Here is a 16,476-nt window from a genome sequence, read left to right on the forward strand (position 1 = left end):
GCCGCTTGACCGTCCGGCTTGCAAATGGCCTGGCTAGATCACTTCTTTTTGCCGCGTGCCTTGCGCGCGGCATAGCGCGCGTCGCGCTTGGCCTTCTGCTCGGCTTCCAGATCGGCCGCGCGAGCGGCAGCTTCTTCCGCCTCGCGGGCGAGCCGTTCGGATTCTGCGGCTTTCGTCTCTTCTTCGATCCGCTTCTGCTCGGCCTTGGCGGCTTCGCGTTCGAGGCGCTGCTGCTCACGGCGCGCCGCCGCAGCTTCGCGCTCCTGCCGGCGCTTCACGACCTCGGGATCATCCGGCCCGGGCTGCGCCTTGAATTTCTGTAGAATGCCCTGGCGAGCCTGCTGCGCGGCCTTCTGCCGATCGGCAAATCCGGGTTCCTTGAATCCTCTCATGGAGACGTCGTCACTTCGCTACTGGTGTTGCTAGATGGTGGGGTTCGATCAGGGCTGCATACGCCGGCAGCTCGTGCTCCACGATGTCGTGAACCGAACTCAGGCTGACGCGAGGCCGTGTGTATAGGATCGCACGCGTCGATGACAAATGCTTTATCGCGCTGCCGGCACATTGCGTAGGTTTGGCGCTTGCGTGGCGCGCGCCGGTGGCTATGTAAGCATCCCCCGTCGAGCTGACGAAGGTCGGCCCGCTGTGAATTGCCTCACAGGGCTCGGGCATCGGCGCACCCTTTGGATGTGCCTTCCAGAGGAGTCTACCGCCATGACCTCGATGTTTGCGAGGCGCGGACGCATCACGCTCGTGCTCGTCCTTTTTGCCTCGGCCGTCAGCGCGATGGTCATGACTGCGGTGCTTGCCCATCCCCGAGCAGCCTCGCGGGGGGTGCTCGGCGCGGAGTGGGACTGTGGCGAGCTGCTCTGGGTGACCAGCTGTACGCGAATCGAATCGACGATGCCTGCGTCGCGCCGACCCTCCGAGCCTCATGCTGCTGCCGTTCACCCGCAGCCGGTCTAGGCGATCCGCGATGAGCGAAAGAGACGCCGGCAACGGGCGGGGCGGTGCGGTGGCGGGGCTGGTGTTCGCAGCGGCGATGGTCCTTTTCGGGTTGTGGCTGGCGCACAGCCTGACGTCGGCCAGCAAGATGCAGGATTGCCTGATGTCGGGCCGCTCCAACTGCAATGTGATCGAGCCGAACCGCTAATGGCCGCCTTGCAGCCCCGGTCGTGAGCCGCGCGGCTGTCCTCTCCGATCATGGCGGCGAATCAACTTCGCTTGCCGGTATACTCAGACGACGCGGCGGCTGCGGCCGCAAAATAGTCGCGATTTTACCGACTTTGTCGCGAAGCGTGTGGTGCGAGACGGTCCGCGCAGCGCCGGACAGGCATCGGTGACGCGATCAGTGACGCGTGGGACCGACACGGTATCCGGTCTCGGCTCGGGCAGCGATTCCGCAGAGGGCGGGCCAGTAAGGGGTAGGCAAGCATGACAGTTTTCGTCGCATCCAGATCATGGCTGCCTGCGCTGGCGATGCTGACCGCAGTCGCCTTGCCTGCTTATGGACAAGGCCAGGGGCCGTCGCCGGACCAGGGCGGCCCTGGACACCCGCCGCATGGCCGTCCGCCCGGTGTTGTCCGTCAGCCTCAGGCAGGAGGGCCCGGAGGCCCAGCGCCGCAGGCTCAGGCGCCGCGGCCTGGACCCGTTCAGGGGCAGCCAGGAGGGCCGTCGGCGCGCGCTGCCGTGATGCCACAGGGCCGGCCACCGGCTCCCGTGGCGCAGCAGGCGCACCCGCTGCCCCCCGGGGCTGACCGCGGTCGTTTCGAGCATGGCGCCGGTCCGCGGCCCGGACCTGGACCCGCCGTCGTCGGGAGGCCCGTGGATGGACGCTACGCCCGCGGGACGATCGCAGTGCGTGACTATGGCGGGCAACGCTATCGCGGCAGAATCGGCTGGGAAGGCGGTCGCTGGCGCCATGAGGTCCATAATGGCCGTCCGGGCTGGTGGTGGGACGTTGGCGGCGTCTGGTATTATTATGCGGAACCGATGGAAGGGCCGCCGACCTATGTCTCCGACGACTACGCCGACGACGTCGTCTATGCGCCGGCGACGGTCTATGAGCCCGCGCCGCCCCCCGTCGCCTATGAACCGGCCCCGCCGGCTGACCCGGACCCCGGCGCCAGCGCGCTCGGCGGCGCCATCATCGGCGGTGTGCTTGGCGGCATTCTGACTGGAAAGGCCGGCGGTGCGGCTGCGGGTGCCGTGATCGGTGGCGCCACCGGCGCGATCGCAGGAGCCTCTGCCGCGTCTCGGCCGGGCTATTATCTGTCGCAAGGCAATTGCTACTACCGCTATCCGTCCGGACAGTACGTCGCGGTCGATCCGCGGTCCTGCTACTGAACCAGGGAGGTCGATCGCGACGCCGCAGCCGCGGAGGCTCCGAAAAGGTCCGGAGCGGGAATTGGAGCGAATCCTGTTAGGGTCCGCTGCATTGCTCGTCTCAAGAGTTTTCGAGGCCATGGCCAAGGCGTCCAAGCTCGTTGCCGCCAAGGGCGGAAAGGTTCTTTTGGTACGGCGGCGCGTCGACGGCCGCTGGATGTTTCCCGGCGGACGCAAACGGGCGCGGGAAACTGCGAAGGACTGCCTCAAGCGCGAGATCAAAGAAGAGCTGCCGAAGCTCAAGCTTGGCCGTCTCAAGCTCTGGAAGGAAGTCACGGCCACGAACAAACGTTCGGGACGCAAGATGAGCGATGCGATTTTCATCGCCAAGCACGCGAAGGGACGGCTGGAGATCGGCGACAAGGACGAGATCGACCGCGCCGTCTGGCAGAAGCCCTACGGGCTGAGCCTGACCCCGACCTCGCGCTATATCCGCGACCGGCTGTTCCCGCGCAAGCCGAGTACGCGCAAGGTCTAGGCTTGGGCCGGGGAACGTCTCGCGGCGCTGGGCGTTGTATCGCTATGACTTACGAAAGCACAGCCAGACCGCCGCGCGTCCTTACGCCCGAAGAGCGAAGGGCGCGCGATGCCGCGCGCAGGGCCGATGCCGAGCAGGCCATGCGCGAGCACGAGGAGGCCCAGCGGGCCTTCTACAAGAACCGTGAGCGGCTCCGCGCGGAGCGACTCGCGCGCGAATCAGCTGGGAAGCACGGCTGAACGTCAGCTTGCCTGGCGCGTGCGAAACGCGTTCGCCATGCGCAGGAAAGCCCGGTCCAGTAGATCATACATCTCGCCGGTGATGTCGCAGTCGAACATCGCACGGCGCATGCACGTCATCCATTCGTCGCGCTCGGCATCGCCGATCGGGTAGGGCCGATGCGCCGACATGATGCAGCGGTGCTCCGCGCGCTCGAAATACAGCGGCGGCCCGCCCAGCCAGCCGCTCAGGAACTCGAACAGCAGCTGCTTGATCGGCCCGAGATCCGCATCGTGCATGGCGCGGATACGGCGCGCGTCCGGCTCCTCGTCCATGATCGCATAGAACCGCTCGGCCAAGTGCCGTACGCCCGCTTCCCCGCCGACGAGCTCGTAGGGCGTGGCCTCGACCACGACTGCTTCGCTGGCTTGCTCCGCTACCGTCATTGCATCTCGTTCCCGTTCGCCTCGTTGAAGCCAACAGGCGGCGGTCGCGCTGCGCCTTGATCTGAATCAAAGCGGGCAGCCGGTGTCGCCGAAGGCGAGGAATCGCGTACTAGCGGAGATTGGCTTTGACGAGGCGCTGCCGGTCGGTGTCGGCTGCAATCTGGCGCAGCAGCGCGAGGTCGACCGGTTTCGAGAACGGCGGGAAGACGTTGAGGCCGAGAATCTTGCCCGCGCGCACCGTGACGTCGCGGGTCTGATCGTCGGAGCCGCTGATGATCAGGATCGGCGTGCGCGACTTCATGTCGGACAAGAGCTGCAGCACTTCCGTGCCGGAGCGTTCGCCGAGATTGAGGTCGAGGGTGATGCATTCGAAGTTGCGCCGGCGCAGCACGCTCATGGCGCCGTCCACCGAATTCACGCCGGTCGTCGCAAAGCCCGCCTGCACGGCGATCTTGCGCAGGATCGAGAGATGAACATCGGCATCTTCGATCACGAGAAGTTCGTTGAGCATGGTCCCTGCGCGGCTGTGTATCGGCTCTTGATGGGCATTCAGAGCTTAAGAGCCGGTTTCTGAGTTCCGCGTAAATTTTCACTCCCGTAGAATTACGGAAATTTGTGCACGCGCACGTGCGCAAGCGGACTGGGCGCTCCTAACGTGGACCCGGGATTGCGGCGCCCTTGATCGCGGCGGACGCGACCGGCCTGACGTGTCCGCGCATCAGCCGCCACTGCCGGACGTTCACGAGGATCCCGGCGACGACAAGCGGCGCGACCGCGACCACGGCCATCAGCGGCGACAGCGGTTTCGGGGCGATCATCTCGAGTGCCATCTCGGAGACCATCCAGAGCGTCGCGAAGACGACGGCGAAGTCGAGCGGCGGGATGCGCAGCCAATACAGGAAGCCGGTGATCAGCACCGCGGGCGCGATCGCGGGGCCGATCATGTAGAAGGTGAATTCCGGCGGCGTCAGGGCGTCGAGAAGCATGGACGCCAGCAGCCACAGGCTGAAGAACATCACCGCGCCGTCGACATATCGCATGGAACACCTCCGCCGCGACACTTTGGCGCAATCTTTGTCGGGTTTGTGACTGTTTCGTCAAGCCCGGAACTTTTGGCGAGGTCGTTCTCCCGTCGATCTTCCGGGCTTCTGACGACGGCCATGGCGCCATCCGACGCCTCTCCGCCGCCGCCGACCAGCCCTGCGCAGATCAGTGCCGTCCGGTCGGCGCCAGCCGTGCGTCGAGGAGCGTCGTCGGCGCCCGGCTGGTCCTCGGGGCCACGCGCAGGGGCTTGTCGACCAGATGGTAGGCCAGTATGGCCGCGGCGATCGAGACGATGACCTGTGTGATGCCGTAGTTCAGGTTGGGGTAGTGCTTGAAGAGTGAGCTGCTGACTGCGAACAGGACGGGATAGTGCAGGATGTAGAGCGGGAAACTGAGTTCGCCGAGGTATTCGAATGCCGCCGCCGTTCTGCCGCCGACCTCGCCGACCCGGTAGAACACCAGGACCAGGGTGCCAATCCAGGCGACGCAATTGACCGCTGCCGATGCGAATCCGGCGACGTCGAAGAACTTCGCCTGGGTCGCAACCCCGGCGAGGCCGGCGATTCCAAGCCCGATCAGATAACGCAGGTCGCGGGGCTGCCGATAGGCGACCCATCCGGCCAGCCAGGCCCACAGCATCACGAGGGCGGTCAGCCAGAAGGAGCTGTGGTCGGCGACGTAGTCGTCGGGGAACAGCGGGAACGCGACGAAGGACAGTCCTGACGCGATCATCATCGCCGGAATGTGCGGCCGGCCGTCGAGCCGTTTGAACAGCGGCGCCAGCAGGTAGTAGACCGCCTCGATGGACAGCGACCATGCCGGATAGAGGAAGGAGATCATGATCGGCAGGACGGCTTCGAGCAGCAGCATGCAGCCGATGAACTGCAACGGCGTCGGCGGCTTGGCGGGAGCGAGGTAGCCGCCGGACGTGCCGAACATCGACCAGGCGAGCCAGGCGATCAGGACCGCAAGCGCATTGAGCGGGAGGATGCGGAGGACGCGACGGCGGAGATAGCCGGCGGGCCGGGTGGCGATGGAGTGATGGATGCTGAAGCCGGATATGACGAAGAAGCACATCACGGCCATCAGCCCGCTTTTCGTCAGAACGGGAATGGCCCGTTCGGCCGGCCCGAAATTGTAGGTGTGGTCGAACAGCACCCATATCGCGAGCAGAAAGCGCACGCCGCCGAGGATCGGCCAGAATCCACGATGCGGGTCGTTCATGGCGCTGCACACGCTGACGTCCGGGCGCACGACGCGCCGATTGAACTCCGTCAGTCCCAGCAAAGGACAGTAATGAACGGACACAAATCATAGCGGTAAAATGATACAGCTCGACAGCTTGCCGGACCCGCCACGCTCCTTTCGAACCGATGTGTGCCATCCTGGTCACAGAATCTCCCTCAATCCGACGAGAAACCGAACGGCACGGACGACGTCCTGAAATCGTCCGGGAGGATTTCGCGGCCGATTGGCGGCGCCGAGCGGGCGGCGCATTTCGGGCGGTGGCAGACGCGGCAGGCGACGCCGATCGGAGTCGGCGCGTCGGCATCGGGGCCGTGGCCGTCGCGGGTGTAGATGAGCTGCGCGGCATGCTCGGCCGCGCAGCCGACCGCGATGGCGCGTTCGACGCGGACCGCGCCATAGGAGCCGCCGCCGGCGGTCACCGTGCGCGCGATCGAGAAGAAGCGGCGGCCGTCCGGCAGCTCCAGCCATTGCGTGATGATCTGGCGCGGCGTCTTGAAGATGCCGTGGACCGACCACAGCGGGCACGCCCCGCCATGGCGGGCAAAGGGAAAGCCGGCGCCGTCGAGCAGCTTCGAGATGTTGCCGGCGGGATCGACGCGGATCAGGAAGAACGGGATCTTCTCGGCGCCCGGCTTCTGCAAGGTGGTGACGCGATGCGCCGTCTGCTCGAAGCTGGTGCCGAACTGCCGCGCCAGCGCCTCGAGATCGTAGGCCCTGGCATCGACGGCCTTGGCGAAGATCGAGTAGGGCATGATGATCGCCGCCGCCGCATAGGCCGCGAGCGCGCGGCGCGCCAGGAGCTCTGCGGTCTTGCTGGCGAACTTGCCGTCCTCCAGCGCAGCGCCGATCTCGGTGTCGAGCTCGAGATAAGCGAGCTGCCGCGCCAGCTCGAATTTGAGGCTGGCGCTGTCGAGCGAGTCCTCGATCAGCAATTGCCGGCGATGCAGATCGAGCCGCCTGAGCGAGCCCAGCATCACGTTCGGCGGCATGTAGCGGACCTGCAGATTGTGTTTTGCGCGGAAGCGCTCGATCAGGCCGGCGGGGCCGGGCATCTGCGGCGACCCGGTCGGCGCCCCCTGTGCGATCGCCTGCGCCAGCCGCTCGGCGGCATCGTCGAGACCGGCAAAGTTGTTGCGGCGGGCGGCGAGGAAGCGGCGGACGTCGGCCACGGGATCATTGGCGTCGAAGCCGTCATTGCCCGGCCGCGGCGCGCTGCCGGAGACGGGCGCGCGCTGTTCGGCCAGCGCCAGCTGCTCCTCGCGATACGCCGTGTAGAGCCGCAGGAACGCTTCCGTCATGCCGGGATAGCTGACGGCGAGGTCGGAGATCTCCAGGGCGGGGATGTCGATGTCCGAGAACATCGGGTCCTTCAGGATCGACTGCATCCGCGCGGTGTGGTCGGCGCCGCCGTCGCCGGCGAGATCGGCGAGGTCGATCTTGTAGGTTCGGGCCAGCCGCAGCAGCATGTCGGCCGTGACCGGCCTCTGGTTCCGCTCCAGGAGCGCCACGTAAGGTGCTGATATTTCGAGGTCAGCGGCCATGTCGGCCTGGGTCAGGCCGAGCTCGCGGCGGAGCCGTCGCAGGCGCGGGCCCATGAAGATAGAGCGTGCCGTGGCGGTACTCATGACCGGTCAACTCCCGTCTGTAAGCTCCTTACAGCTATACACGAGAGATTTGTAAAGTGTGACAAGTTTTCCGCGCAATGTCTGGTCCGTACGCTGCAGGTGCTTACAACGGGTCTCAGGTTGTCCTTAACCAAGGGATCACGGACATGAACTTCCAACCGCGTGGATTGAACGATCAGGCCATCCAGGGACCGGCGTCCTACCAGGCCGAGGTCGAGGCGGCGCGTGCGCTGCTCGAGAGCAACCCGACCTGGAACGGCGTCACCGCCGAGGCCGTGGCGCGCATGCGCCTGCAGAACCGCTTCAAGACCGGCCTCGACGTCGCCCGCTACACCGCGTCCGTGATGCGCGCCGACATGGCTGCCTATGATGAGGACAGCACCAAGTACACCCAGTCGCTGGGCTGCTGGCACGGCTTCATCGCGCAGCAGAAGCTGATCTCGATCAAGAAGCATTTCGGCAAGACCGACCGCCGCTACCTCTATCTCTCTGGCTGGATGATCGCGGCGCTGCGCTCGGAGTTCGGCCCGCTGCCGGACCAGTCGATGCACGAGAAGACCTCGGTGCCCGCGCTGATCGAGGAGCTCTACACCTTCCTGCGTCAGGCCGACTCGCGCGAGCTCAATGATCTCTTCCGCACGCTGGACGCGGCCCGCAAGGCCGGCGACAAGGCGAAGGAGAGCGAGATCATCGCCAAGATCGACGGCTTCCAGACCCACGTCGTTCCGGTCATCGCCGACATCGACGCCGGCTTCGGCAATGCGGAAGCGACCTATCTGCTCGCCAAGAAGATGATCGAGGCGGGCGCCTGCGCGCTGCAGATCGAGAACCAGGTCTCGGACGAGAAGCAGTGCGGTCATCAGGACGGCAAGGTCACCGTGCCGCATGACGTCTTCCTCGCCAAGATCCGCGCCTGCCGCCACGCCTTCCTCGAGCTCGGCGTCGAGGACGGCATCGTCGTCACCCGCACCGACTCGCTCGGCGCTGGTCTCACGCAGCAGATCGCGTTCTCGAGCCAGCCGGGCGATCTCGGCGACCAGTACAACAGCTTCCTCGATTGCGAGGAAGTGACGGCGGCCACCGCGCGCAGCGGCGACGTCATCATCAACCAGAACGGCAAGATGATGCGCCCGAAGCGGCTGCCCTCGAACCTCTACCAGTTCCGCCCCGGCACCGGTGAGGACCGCTGCGTGCTCGACTGCATCACCTCGCTGCAGAACGGTGCTGACCTGCTGTGGATCGAGACCGAGAAGCCGCATATCGAGCAGATCGCCAAGATGGTCGACCGCATCCGCAAGGTGATCCCGAACGCCAAGCTCGCCTACAACAACTCGCCGTCGTTCAACTGGACCCTCAACTTCCGTTGGCAGGTCTATGACGCGATGAAGGAAGCGGGCCAGGACGTCAGCAAGTACAACCGTGCCGAGCTGATGAAGGCGGAGTACGACGACACCCCGCTGGCGAAGGAAGCCGACGAGCGCATCCGCACCTTCCAGGCGGATTCGGCCAAGCGCGCCGGCATCTTCCACCACCTGATCACGCTGCCGACCTACCACACCGCCGCGCTGTCGACCGACAACCTGGCCCGTGAGTATTTCGGCGAGCAGGGCATGCTGGGCTACGTCAAGAACGTCCAGCGCGCCGAGATCCGCCAGGGCATCGCCTGCGTCAAGCACCAGAACATGGCCGGCTCCGACATCGGCGACGACCACAAGGAATACTTCGCCGGTGACAAGGCCTTGAAGGCCGGCGGCGCGCACAACACGATGAACCAGTTCGGCTGATCTCCGCCGGGTGAAGCGCTGGACTGATGAGACCCGCCCGAAGCCGAGTGCTTCGGGCGGGTTTCGTTTTTTGGCGATACGCCTCATTGCTGTCGCCGATCGTGAACCTGGAAGCTTGAGGTCACCTCTCTCCACGCCGTCATGGCCGGGCTTGTCCCGGCCATCCACGTCGTTCGGCGCCTGCGGAGCCACGTGGATGCCCGGGACAAGCCCGGGCATGACGAGCAACAAATTGGCCCCGCGCTGCGGAGCTAAGGACGGCTTTTGTACGCGAGCCTCTCGCCGCATTACTCCGGGTTCTCACCGCTCGCTCAGCGCAAGCCTTGCGCCGAGCAGCGCAAACCCGCCCGCAAATGCGCGGCGGAGCCAGGTCACGACGCGAGGCCGGCTGACGATGCGGTCGCGGACGGCGGCGGCGAACAGGCCGTAGACCACGAACACCGCAAACGTCATCGCCATGAACGTGGCCGACAGCTCCAGCATCGCCGCGAGCGGATGCGCGTCGTCGGCTGCGATGAACTGCGGCAGGAAGGCGAGGAAGAAGATCGACAGCTTTGGATTGAGGATGTTGATCAGGAAGCCGGTCAGCACCACGCGCCACGCCGAGCGCGCATCCGCATCGTGCTTGGCATCCTCCTTGGCCTCGACCGACAGCGCGCCGCGCTCGCCGAGCGTCTGCCAGGCCATGTACAGAAGATAGGCGACGCCGCAATATTTCAGCGTTGCAAACGCCAGCGCGCTGGTGTGCAGCACCGCCGCAAGCCCGACGATCGCGGCAAGCATCGCCGGGATGATGCCGAGCGTGCAGCCGAACGCCGCCGCGATGCTCATTCGCGAGCCCTTGGTCAGCGCCACCGCCAGCGTATAGAGCACCCCGGTGCCGGGCGAGGCCACCATGATCAGCGAGGTCAGCAGGAAGGCAGTGGACATTGGCGGGCTCCCAGGGGCGTGGCCGTTCAGGCGAAAGGCGGTCGGCGCGCTTCACATCGGCTGCATCCTTCCACGGCGCAGCGGCGGACGATAGGCGGGCGCAGGACACGGCTCGGTGACGAGCAGGCGCGCCGCGGTCGATTGCAGAGGACGTGGACAGAAGCCAGCGGGCAGGGGACGTGTTCATCCGTCGTCGCGACGCAGGTCGCGTCCGAGCTTTGCGAGATCGTTCGCCCTCATCAGACAGAGGGCGCGGGGAATGCCGGGCTGCAGGCCGCAACCCATGGCCCGCCTGCAGAAGAAAAAGCAGGCGGCAGTCACCACAGGTTCAGCCGACAACCGGCATTCCCCGCGCGATGGTCTTCACGCTTATACGCGATCTCCCCGGCGTCCGGCTTGATAGCCACCGTCGCCCTCAGGGCTCATCATCCCCAGGACTTGGCGCCAGCTTCGGGGCGCCAGGACCACGCGATTTCACGTCCGCGCCAGGCTGTTCGTCCGCGCGCAAGCGCGCTGCAGCCAGCCGCGGCCACCGCTCCCCGCACCCAACGTCCGTGACGATCGCGATCCGCCCCTCTCGAGGAGCACGGGATGGGATTGCGTGTAGCATGGAATTCGGAAAAGTGGAAGTGATATTTTTCGCGGGCAGGACCGGACAAGACTGATTGTGTTGATGCTGTTGAATAATCTAATTTATCTCACTTCCCCGAAAGATCGGACGTCTCCGCATGCTGTCGTCGATGAAACGGATCTCGAAGTCTCTGCGCGAGGCCGTCCAGGTGATGAAACAACGTGCCGCCGCGCGCGAGGCGGAGAACGAACGAGTCTATGAGAAAATACAGCTTTTCGGACGTCGTGATGGCATCTACGTCGGATTTCGACGTCCCACGTTCCTGCTGGATTGTACGCTCGGTGACGTCGGCTCTGTCGAGCTGTCACTCGACGAGGCGCGAATGCTTTTCCAATCAATCAGAGAGGCCTGCGAACGGCAGGATATCGTGAAGGTGAATTCCCTGAACCTCTCCTGGACCACGGACGCAAGGCCGCGTTCGAAGGATCCCGACAAGGTCGTCGTTCGATTCAGGGGAGGGTTGGGTGGGTTGAATATCGCTCTCAGCAGGGAGCAGCTGCTTGCGGCTTCGGATCAGTTCTTCGCGACATTCCGCGAGAGCAGGGTGTTCGATGATGCATGAGGGAGGCGAAGGCCGGGCAGTGTCACCGTCATCCTGGCCTTGCCCCGGGGGGGCGCTCAGGGCCGCCAGGTCGGGGGCTGCAGCCGGGCTTGCCGCAAGCACTCCGCCTCGGCCTGTCCGCGCGATTGGCAGTCGTCATATTTGGCGGACAGGAGCAGGACCATCAGGACCGCGATCACCGCCATGCACGCGAGTGCCAGACGATTGTCCGCCTTCATGATGATCCTTCCAGCAGGTCTGTCCTGCACGCCGCTTTATCACAGGCATTCGCCGCGCGCCGCCTCGGCACGGCCGGATCAAACGTCGGAGTCAAACGCCATGAGAGCCCTCGCGCTGATCCCCATGATCGCCTGCCTCGCCGGCTGCGGCATGATCGACGCCGTTCAGAACGGCATGGCCTACAGCCGCGCCGTCGAAGCCGACCTCCTCACGGAGACCGGCGTCAAGCCCGCCGTCGGCTTCAACTGGAACAACGGCACCCTGACGTCGGTGACGGTGACGTTTCCGAAGCTCTACACGGACAAGCCGCTGCCGGAGCTGGCGGAGAAGGTCCGCGCCGCGGTGCTCAAGGAGTTCAAGCAGAGCCCGAAGCAGCTGGTGCTGGGGTTTGCGGTGGGTGGGTGAGGGGGCTGACGGTTAAGCCGTTATGCGGCATACTGCCTTTGCGGGTAAGTGAAGTGTACCTCACCTTAACTAACGAAGGCCCACAAATGTGTTCGGTATCACTGAAAGTAATACTCACGGCTGCGGCAATTCTCTTGGCTGGTACGCTTCACACGCTCGCCGCTGATATGCCGAAGAGGCCGCCGTTTAGTGACAAAACGTTCTTTAGTGGCAATGACGTTTACCAGTGGTGCCGATATGAAAAGGCTTTGGCACAGACCTACGTCAGCGGAATGTACGACATGTCCGTGCATGGCGCATTCGCGATAGACAGGACGAGGCATCTTGGTGCTAAGCCGGATAACGATTTTGAGGTCGATTTCGCACTCGAAGCATTTATAGGCTTCTGCAAGCCGGAACGCGCAACTGTGGAGCAAATGACAGACCTGTTCTGCGCGTATCTTAGTAGTACACCGGCAAAGCGCGATTTGTCTCCTGCACTTTTACTCAACGATGCTCTCAAGGACGCGTGGCCCTGTCCAATCAAAAATTAGAATTGCGCAGTTCATGGACACGGGCAGCACGATGCGGCGCATGTCACCGGTCGTGCAGTACCCTTCGGCGGGCGTCTTATCCGATCTAAGATCGAAGCCCGCAGCACGCATTCAAGCGTACAGGTATCGACCCGCGGGACTGTGCCAGTCACCTTGCTGGTAACCCATCTTTTCAATCGCTTGCATTTCGCAAGCATCAAATTGTTTGGCGGCATCCGAGTTAAAAAGTACCGGAATGGCGGCCACCACCCCTAATGTCGCAAAAAGCCGAATCATTGCAGCCATATCCCGGATTGCAGTCCAGCACTGTCACCGTTACTAGTTTTAGGGGCAGAAGAGCTCATGCCCGGAAGGGAGAAGGGACCAAGCGTAGAGCGTTCCGACGAGCACCATGAGCGCGGCCGTTCCGACGTCCCAGATCCAAAAGCGAACGGCGGTTAGTCTTGGGAAGTTTTTCAACCGCTTGCCGTATATTTCAGCGGCCTTGGAAAATTCCTTGAGATTATCGGCATCTTGCTTGGTAAAAATACTCTGTCCCTGAGAAGTAATAACCCCAGCATTTGCCATTATTTTCTGCAAGCTGTCACTTGCCTTGCGTATTTGGTTGGTGAGATCGACAACACCCAGGCCACCATCTGCAAAGGTTGTGTTTTGCTGGGTGAGCTCGAGCTCCCAAACCCTATACTCTTCGAGTGCGCGAATTGCGAAAGCGACGAAGTGATAAGCCATCACAATGAAAAGAATGGCCACGAGCGCGCTGGTCGTGAAGTTTTTGACTTCAATCCCGAGCGTACCGGCTTTATCGATCTGAAGATTGAATAGCTTGATGCTGATGATCACTGCTGCTGCACCCACAGCATTGCGGTGCAATCGGTTCGTCATTTCGCTAAATTCAATGCGTTTCATTTTAGCCCCGATCGTATCGCGTCGTGAGTGTAATTGCGATTGTGCGACTAGGTCAGCACGGCTCGGAAAGTAGATCTTGCTCTGAGCATCAACCAATCAATTCGAAAGACAGGCGTAGATCAAATCAACTGGGGGGTGCGGTGAAAGTGCACGAAACTTGTTCGAGCACGCCGGGCTTTGTAGGAACTTGCTGCGGCTGCACGTAAACTCCGAGTGCGTATCTCATGCCCCCGCAGGCGCTTGCGACACCTCGACCACGTGCCGGTCGGTCCCAACCGTGATCACGATGGTGTAGGTCTTCGCAGCACCGGCCTGATCTGTCGGAGGCGCCAGGTGGAGTTGCCCGCCGTACCACTCGCTCGGCATCAGAGTGTTGTCCTTGATCACCGCCTGCTCCAGCATCGCCATGTTGCGCTGGCCGGTTTCGATCGTTGCCGAGATCATGGCCTCGTTCTGGATCGCTGCGTTGTTCTGGGCGATGACTGCGGCTGTCGGACTGTAGAAGGTCCCTGTGCGGCCGCTGGGGGTCGTGTAGCTGCCACGTCCGGCTTGCGACGCGCTCATGGCGTTGGCGCCGGCAGCGAGCCCGGTGAGCAGGGCGGCAGCGACCTGGCGGCTCTGCTCCTCCTGCACCAGCATTTCGTAGGTCACGACCTTCATCTCGAAGTCCGAGCCGGCGGCATGCTGGACAGCTTCGACCTGGGCGACGCGGAAGTCGATAGGTTGGCGGCCGAGATTGTTGATCGCAACGACGAAAACCGGCCTTCCGTTGCGCTGAAGCTGGCGCGACGCCGGGCGTACCAGCACGAGCGAGGTTTTCTGGCGCGAGACCAGGGCCGGCTGACCGTCGCGCATCAGCGACTGCTGCTGAGGATTGGAGGCCCGAAACGAGATCGTCTCGCCGGCGCTGACGCATCCCGCGAGCAGGCTGTACAGCAGCAGTGATGCCCAGTGTCGCATTTTGGTCTCCCCCAATCCGGGCATCCAATCGCAACCGATGCGGGAACTCAAGGGGAGCTTCTCTAATCCGGAGAGGTGTCCAGCGGTTGTGCACACTGAAGGTGTTAGCCGTGCGTGAGACAACAAAGGTCAGCAGGATACCGTCTGAGGTTGCGCGAGCAGGTTACGGTGGTAAGTGCTGTCACGGCAATCACCGTAGTCACGTCATCGCAACATCCGAGAGCATCATGAACGTCGGGCGTACTCTCGTTCTCGTGGTGATCGTGGCGCTGCTTGTAGCGGCTGGGTTTGCCGGTGACACATCGACCGTTCAGGCGCTTCTGCGACGATGGTCTTACACCAAGTCGGTCGAGCGGGACTCAGGCACTTACTACCGACTGAACGTCAAGCTCGTCTACAGGGGCGCGCCCCTGAACTTCGACATCGTCGTCGGCTGCAACGTCAAGATCACGCGCTCCATGGACAACGATCGGACCGTTGAGGTCGGCATCCTACCGATGGCCTACGGTCTCAAGATGACGGATGGCCGCGGGGTCGTGGTGAAGCCGCCGCAGGCCTGCGGCGGCGAGACCACGGCCAACGGCAAGGTCCCCGCTGCGCTGCTGCCGCTCGTGGTGACCTATCAAAACGCGGATGAGCCGTGGTTCGGTCTGGCCTATGCCTCCGATGACGCCTACGAGAGCCCCCGTTCCGAAATGAAGTTCCTTGGTGCCACGATCAGTGAGGCCACCAAGCCCCAGTGGGAGGAATGGCGCCGTGTCGAGGCTCCCAAAAACTTTCTGACTTTTGAAGTTCTCGGCATCAATCCGAAGAATCCGTGGGATCAGATTCGTTGGAGGATCGGCGATCGTTTTATGGGAACGCGCTGCCATGCGGCCGCGCGTGTGAAGCTCGCGGATGCGGTCCGCGCGCCGGTCAATGCAAAATGGCCGGTCGATCGACCGACTTACTGGCACACCAATGAAGAGGTGAAGCGTATTCTGCGAGGGCGCCCGGCGGGTAACGTCTTGCCCGAGTGGTTGTTCGATGATTACCGGTTCGAGCAGTACTTGTCGCATGGCGCGTCCCAGGGACTTCCCAGGCTTAAGGCCGGAGCGGTGATGTACCGAGCAGACGACGTGGCGGGCGCAATTTATCCTGCGCGCACGGATTTCACACCCAACCTGCTTGGCCCAGATGGCCGCCTTCCGCCGGATATCGCTGCAAAGACAAACGTCAGCTGGACTGCAACTGAGGTCCTTCCAGAGTTACGCGGCTTTGCCTATTGCGACACCCTTTCCAACGTTACGGGATTCCCGTCCTACATCGACTGGCAATTGAACCTTGGTCGCACGGTCAATCGGATCAATGGCGAGTTGATCCAGGAGGCGCACGAAGACGGCGGAGGCCGAACCCGATCCGGAGCGGCCATCGAGCGCGACGAATACGTGTACTTCTTCCGCGAATATGAACTCGTCAACATTCTTGGTGGATTGTGATGGCGAACACAGCGCTGACCGGTATCCAGCTTGCCGCAGCGCTTGCGGAAGAAACTTATCGTCGAGGTTCGCCTGACGCGCCCATCGATCTGAGTAAAGATCTTGGAATGGTCGCCGCTTCGACAGCAATGGTGCGCAGAGCCCCGTTCCCTTCCGCCATGATTGTTGTCCTGGTTGCGACTTCGATGTTGGTTCTGTCGCCCAGTGTGTCGTTTGGCGCCTGTAAGGCCGTAGTGCGAGGCGAGTTGGTGCAAGCGCTCGATCGCCAGCCGGCGTACCCCAAGAAGTTTCTGTTTTTCTTTCTTTTCAAGATCACGCGGTCTGGAAAGGAGGAGCTCTTTCAATCCTTCGTAGTTCCGAATGCGAGAGATGTGCTGCCGATTTCATTCGTGTTGAACGTCGAGTCGCGAAGGGATTGTCCAAGCGAGGTTCGATTGAAGGTGAACACTGCTGATGGGGATCATTCGCCACCAATGCACTTTGGCGACCAGTCGCTGTTTGGCTCTTGGAGCGACACCCGTCTGGACAAGTTCCAGTTCATCCCGGTCTGGGGCCCAACTTACTGAATGGGAGGGGCAACGGTCAGGTGCCGCTCAGCCCTGTTGCAGGTGATTTTCCCAAGG

Annotated in this window: 22 protein-coding genes; 11 read left to right on the top strand and 11 right to left on the bottom strand. The window is 63.1% G+C overall.

Translation table 11 applies throughout. The features are described from left to right. Window positions 1–38: 38 nt before the first annotated feature. The gene (locus ACQR07_RS02670) at window positions 39–392 is read right to left on the bottom strand and encodes a DUF6481 family protein (protein WP_434900800.1); all 354 of its coding nucleotides are present in this window, start codon (window positions 390–392) and stop codon (window positions 39–41) included. 322 nt (window positions 393–714) lie between these two features. Between ACQR07_RS02670 and ACQR07_RS02675 the strand changes: the two genes are divergently transcribed. The 5 genes from ACQR07_RS02675 (at window position 715) to ACQR07_RS02695 (ending at window position 3,102) form a co-directional block, all read left to right on the top strand. Then, window positions 715–966 carry a hypothetical protein gene (locus ACQR07_RS02675; RefSeq protein WP_434900801.1) on the top strand — a complete coding sequence of 84 codons (252 nt, stop codon included), beginning with the start codon at window positions 715–717 and terminating at the stop codon, window positions 964–966. A 10-nt stretch (window positions 967–976) separates the two neighbouring features. After that, on the top strand, window positions 977–1,153 hold the full coding sequence (locus ACQR07_RS02680) for a hypothetical protein (RefSeq protein WP_434900802.1): 177 nt from the start codon (window positions 977–979) through the stop codon (window positions 1,151–1,153). Between the two features lie 671 nt (window positions 1,154–1,824). Beyond that, window positions 1,825–2,346: a hypothetical protein gene (locus ACQR07_RS02685; protein ID WP_434900803.1), complete on the top strand. Its 522-nt coding sequence runs from the start codon at window positions 1,825–1,827 to the stop codon at window positions 2,344–2,346. Window positions 2,347–2,464: 118 nt separating this feature from the next. Continuing rightward, on the top strand, window positions 2,465–2,863 hold the full coding sequence (locus tag ACQR07_RS02690) for an NUDIX hydrolase (protein ID WP_434900804.1): 399 nt from the start codon (window positions 2,465–2,467) through the stop codon (window positions 2,861–2,863). A 44-nt stretch (window positions 2,864–2,907) separates the two neighbouring features. Continuing rightward, the gene (locus ACQR07_RS02695; protein WP_434900805.1) at window positions 2,908–3,102 is read left to right on the top strand and encodes a hypothetical protein; all 195 of its coding nucleotides are present in this window, start codon (window positions 2,908–2,910) and stop codon (window positions 3,100–3,102) included. 3 nt (window positions 3,103–3,105) lie between these two features. On the opposite strand, the gene ACQR07_RS02700 is transcribed toward ACQR07_RS02695, so the two are convergent. The 5 genes from ACQR07_RS02700 to ACQR07_RS02720 form a co-directional block, all read right to left on the bottom strand. After that, window positions 3,106–3,528, bottom strand: coding sequence for a group II truncated hemoglobin (locus tag ACQR07_RS02700; protein WP_434900806.1), 423 nt, complete (start codon window positions 3,526–3,528; stop codon window positions 3,106–3,108). Between the two features lie 109 nt (window positions 3,529–3,637). Continuing rightward, a complete protein-coding gene (locus ACQR07_RS02705; RefSeq protein ID WP_434900807.1) occupies window positions 3,638–4,039 on the bottom strand; it encodes a response regulator in 402 nt (133 codons plus the stop codon). A 139-nt stretch (window positions 4,040–4,178) separates the two neighbouring features. Beyond that, the gene (locus tag ACQR07_RS02710; RefSeq protein ID WP_434901049.1) at window positions 4,179–4,544 is read right to left on the bottom strand and encodes a hypothetical protein; all 366 of its coding nucleotides are present in this window, start codon (window positions 4,542–4,544) and stop codon (window positions 4,179–4,181) included. 193 nt (window positions 4,545–4,737) lie between these two features. Further along, window positions 4,738–5,796, bottom strand: coding sequence for an acyltransferase family protein (locus tag ACQR07_RS02715; protein WP_434900808.1), 1,059 nt, complete (start codon window positions 5,794–5,796; stop codon window positions 4,738–4,740). Between the two features lie 179 nt (window positions 5,797–5,975). Next, window positions 5,976–7,445 (bottom strand): helix-turn-helix domain-containing protein, encoded by a 1,470-nt coding sequence (locus ACQR07_RS02720; RefSeq protein ID WP_434900809.1) that lies wholly within the window; start codon window positions 7,443–7,445, stop codon window positions 5,976–5,978. Window positions 7,446–7,591: 146 nt separating this feature from the next. Between ACQR07_RS02720 and ACQR07_RS02725 the strand changes: the two genes are divergently transcribed. Beyond that, window positions 7,592–9,229 (top strand): isocitrate lyase, encoded by a 1,638-nt coding sequence (locus ACQR07_RS02725; protein WP_434900810.1) that lies wholly within the window; start codon window positions 7,592–7,594, stop codon window positions 9,227–9,229. Window positions 9,230–9,529: 300 nt separating this feature from the next. Here the strand turns inward: ACQR07_RS02725 and ACQR07_RS02730 are convergent, their stop codons facing one another. After that, window positions 9,530–10,159, bottom strand: a complete 630-nt coding sequence (locus ACQR07_RS02730; protein ID WP_434900811.1) for a LysE family translocator — start codon at window positions 10,157–10,159, stop codon at window positions 9,530–9,532. A gap of 728 nt (window positions 10,160–10,887) precedes the next feature. On the opposite strand from ACQR07_RS02730, the gene ACQR07_RS02735 reads away from it, so the two are divergent. Beyond that, window positions 10,888–11,352 carry a hypothetical protein gene (locus ACQR07_RS02735; protein WP_434900812.1) on the top strand — a complete coding sequence of 155 codons (465 nt, stop codon included), beginning with the start codon at window positions 10,888–10,890 and terminating at the stop codon, window positions 11,350–11,352. 56 nt (window positions 11,353–11,408) lie between these two features. On the opposite strand, the gene ACQR07_RS02740 is transcribed toward ACQR07_RS02735, so the two are convergent. Continuing rightward, window positions 11,409–11,570, bottom strand: coding sequence for a hypothetical protein (locus ACQR07_RS02740; protein WP_434900813.1), 162 nt, complete (start codon window positions 11,568–11,570; stop codon window positions 11,409–11,411). Window positions 11,571–11,670: 100 nt separating this feature from the next. Between ACQR07_RS02740 and ACQR07_RS02745 the strand changes: the two genes are divergently transcribed. Beyond that, window positions 11,671–11,976 carry a hypothetical protein gene (locus tag ACQR07_RS02745; protein WP_434900814.1) on the top strand — a complete coding sequence of 102 codons (306 nt, stop codon included), beginning with the start codon at window positions 11,671–11,673 and terminating at the stop codon, window positions 11,974–11,976. A 53-nt stretch (window positions 11,977–12,029) separates the two neighbouring features. Next, complete coding sequence (locus tag ACQR07_RS02750) at window positions 12,030–12,509, top strand: Rap1a/Tai family immunity protein (protein WP_434900815.1); 480 nt, start codon at window positions 12,030–12,032, stop codon at window positions 12,507–12,509. A 111-nt stretch (window positions 12,510–12,620) separates the two neighbouring features. Here the strand turns inward: ACQR07_RS02750 and ACQR07_RS02755 are convergent, their stop codons facing one another. The 3 genes from ACQR07_RS02755 to ACQR07_RS02765 form a co-directional block, all read right to left on the bottom strand. Then, on the bottom strand, window positions 12,621–12,785 hold the full coding sequence (locus ACQR07_RS02755) for a hypothetical protein (protein WP_434900816.1): 165 nt from the start codon (window positions 12,783–12,785) through the stop codon (window positions 12,621–12,623). Window positions 12,786–12,833: 48 nt separating this feature from the next. Continuing rightward, window positions 12,834–13,415, bottom strand: coding sequence for a hypothetical protein (locus tag ACQR07_RS02760; protein ID WP_434900817.1), 582 nt, complete (start codon window positions 13,413–13,415; stop codon window positions 12,834–12,836). Between the two features lie 222 nt (window positions 13,416–13,637). Then, window positions 13,638–14,375 carry a hypothetical protein gene (locus ACQR07_RS02765; RefSeq protein WP_434900818.1) on the bottom strand — a complete coding sequence of 246 codons (738 nt, stop codon included), beginning with the start codon at window positions 14,373–14,375 and terminating at the stop codon, window positions 13,638–13,640. A gap of 227 nt (window positions 14,376–14,602) precedes the next feature. Between ACQR07_RS02765 and ACQR07_RS02770 the strand changes: the two genes are divergently transcribed. Together ACQR07_RS02770 and ACQR07_RS02775 are read left to right on the top strand one after the other, a co-directional pair. Beyond that, window positions 14,603–15,853, top strand: coding sequence for a hypothetical protein (locus tag ACQR07_RS02770; protein WP_434900819.1), 1,251 nt, complete (start codon window positions 14,603–14,605; stop codon window positions 15,851–15,853). Beyond that, entirely contained in the window at window positions 15,853–16,419 is a 567-nt protein-coding gene (locus ACQR07_RS02775) for a hypothetical protein (protein WP_434900820.1), read from the top strand. The genes ACQR07_RS02770 and ACQR07_RS02775 overlap by 1 nt, the downstream gene beginning before the upstream one ends. Window positions 16,420–16,476 lie beyond the last annotated feature (57 nt).

Source organism: Bradyrhizobium sp. HKCCYLS20291 (assembly GCF_051167715.1).
Classification (GTDB): Bacteria; Pseudomonadota; Alphaproteobacteria; order Rhizobiales; family Xanthobacteraceae; genus Bradyrhizobium.

What these genes read in the sequence shown, in the direction of transcription:
- ACQR07_RS02670 (WP_434900800.1), bottom strand. Translation starts at nt 392, where the DNA reads ATGAGAGGATTCAAGGAACCCGGATTTGCCGATCGGCAGAAGGCCGCG.
- ACQR07_RS02675 (WP_434900801.1), top strand. Translation starts at nt 715, where the DNA reads ATGACCTCGATGTTTGCGAGGCGCGGACGCATCACGCTCGTGCTCGTC.
- ACQR07_RS02680 (WP_434900802.1), top strand. Translation starts at nt 977, where the DNA reads ATGAGCGAAAGAGACGCCGGCAACGGGCGGGGCGGTGCGGTGGCGGGG.
- ACQR07_RS02690 (WP_434900804.1), top strand. Translation starts at nt 2,465, where the DNA reads ATGGCCAAGGCGTCCAAGCTCGTTGCCGCCAAGGGCGGAAAGGTTCTT.
- ACQR07_RS02695 (WP_434900805.1), top strand. Translation starts at nt 2,908, where the DNA reads ATGACTTACGAAAGCACAGCCAGACCGCCGCGCGTCCTTACGCCCGAA.
- ACQR07_RS02700 (WP_434900806.1), bottom strand. Translation starts at nt 3,528, where the DNA reads ATGACGGTAGCGGAGCAAGCCAGCGAAGCAGTCGTGGTCGAGGCCACG.
- ACQR07_RS02705 (WP_434900807.1), bottom strand. Translation starts at nt 4,039, where the DNA reads ATGCTCAACGAACTTCTCGTGATCGAAGATGCCGATGTTCATCTCTCG.
- ACQR07_RS02710 (WP_434901049.1), bottom strand. Translation starts at nt 4,544, where the DNA reads ATGTTCTTCAGCCTGTGGCTGCTGGCGTCCATGCTTCTCGACGCCCTG.
- ACQR07_RS02715 (WP_434900808.1), bottom strand. Translation starts at nt 5,796, where the DNA reads ATGAACGACCCGCATCGTGGATTCTGGCCGATCCTCGGCGGCGTGCGC.
- ACQR07_RS02720 (WP_434900809.1), bottom strand. Translation starts at nt 7,445, where the DNA reads ATGAGTACCGCCACGGCACGCTCTATCTTCATGGGCCCGCGCCTGCGA.
- ACQR07_RS02725 (WP_434900810.1), top strand. Translation starts at nt 7,592, where the DNA reads ATGAACTTCCAACCGCGTGGATTGAACGATCAGGCCATCCAGGGACCG.
- ACQR07_RS02730 (WP_434900811.1), bottom strand. Translation starts at nt 10,159, where the DNA reads ATGTCCACTGCCTTCCTGCTGACCTCGCTGATCATGGTGGCCTCGCCC.
- ACQR07_RS02735 (WP_434900812.1), top strand. Translation starts at nt 10,888, where the DNA reads ATGCTGTCGTCGATGAAACGGATCTCGAAGTCTCTGCGCGAGGCCGTC.
- ACQR07_RS02740 (WP_434900813.1), bottom strand. Translation starts at nt 11,570, where the DNA reads ATGAAGGCGGACAATCGTCTGGCACTCGCGTGCATGGCGGTGATCGCG.
- ACQR07_RS02745 (WP_434900814.1), top strand. Translation starts at nt 11,671, where the DNA reads ATGAGAGCCCTCGCGCTGATCCCCATGATCGCCTGCCTCGCCGGCTGC.
- ACQR07_RS02755 (WP_434900816.1), bottom strand. Translation starts at nt 12,785, where the DNA reads ATGATTCGGCTTTTTGCGACATTAGGGGTGGTGGCCGCCATTCCGGTA.
- ACQR07_RS02760 (WP_434900817.1), bottom strand. Translation starts at nt 13,415, where the DNA reads ATGAAACGCATTGAATTTAGCGAAATGACGAACCGATTGCACCGCAAT.
- ACQR07_RS02765 (WP_434900818.1), bottom strand. Translation starts at nt 14,375, where the DNA reads ATGCGACACTGGGCATCACTGCTGCTGTACAGCCTGCTCGCGGGATGC.
- ACQR07_RS02770 (WP_434900819.1), top strand. Translation starts at nt 14,603, where the DNA reads ATGAACGTCGGGCGTACTCTCGTTCTCGTGGTGATCGTGGCGCTGCTT.
- ACQR07_RS02775 (WP_434900820.1), top strand. Translation starts at nt 15,853, where the DNA reads ATGGCGAACACAGCGCTGACCGGTATCCAGCTTGCCGCAGCGCTTGCG.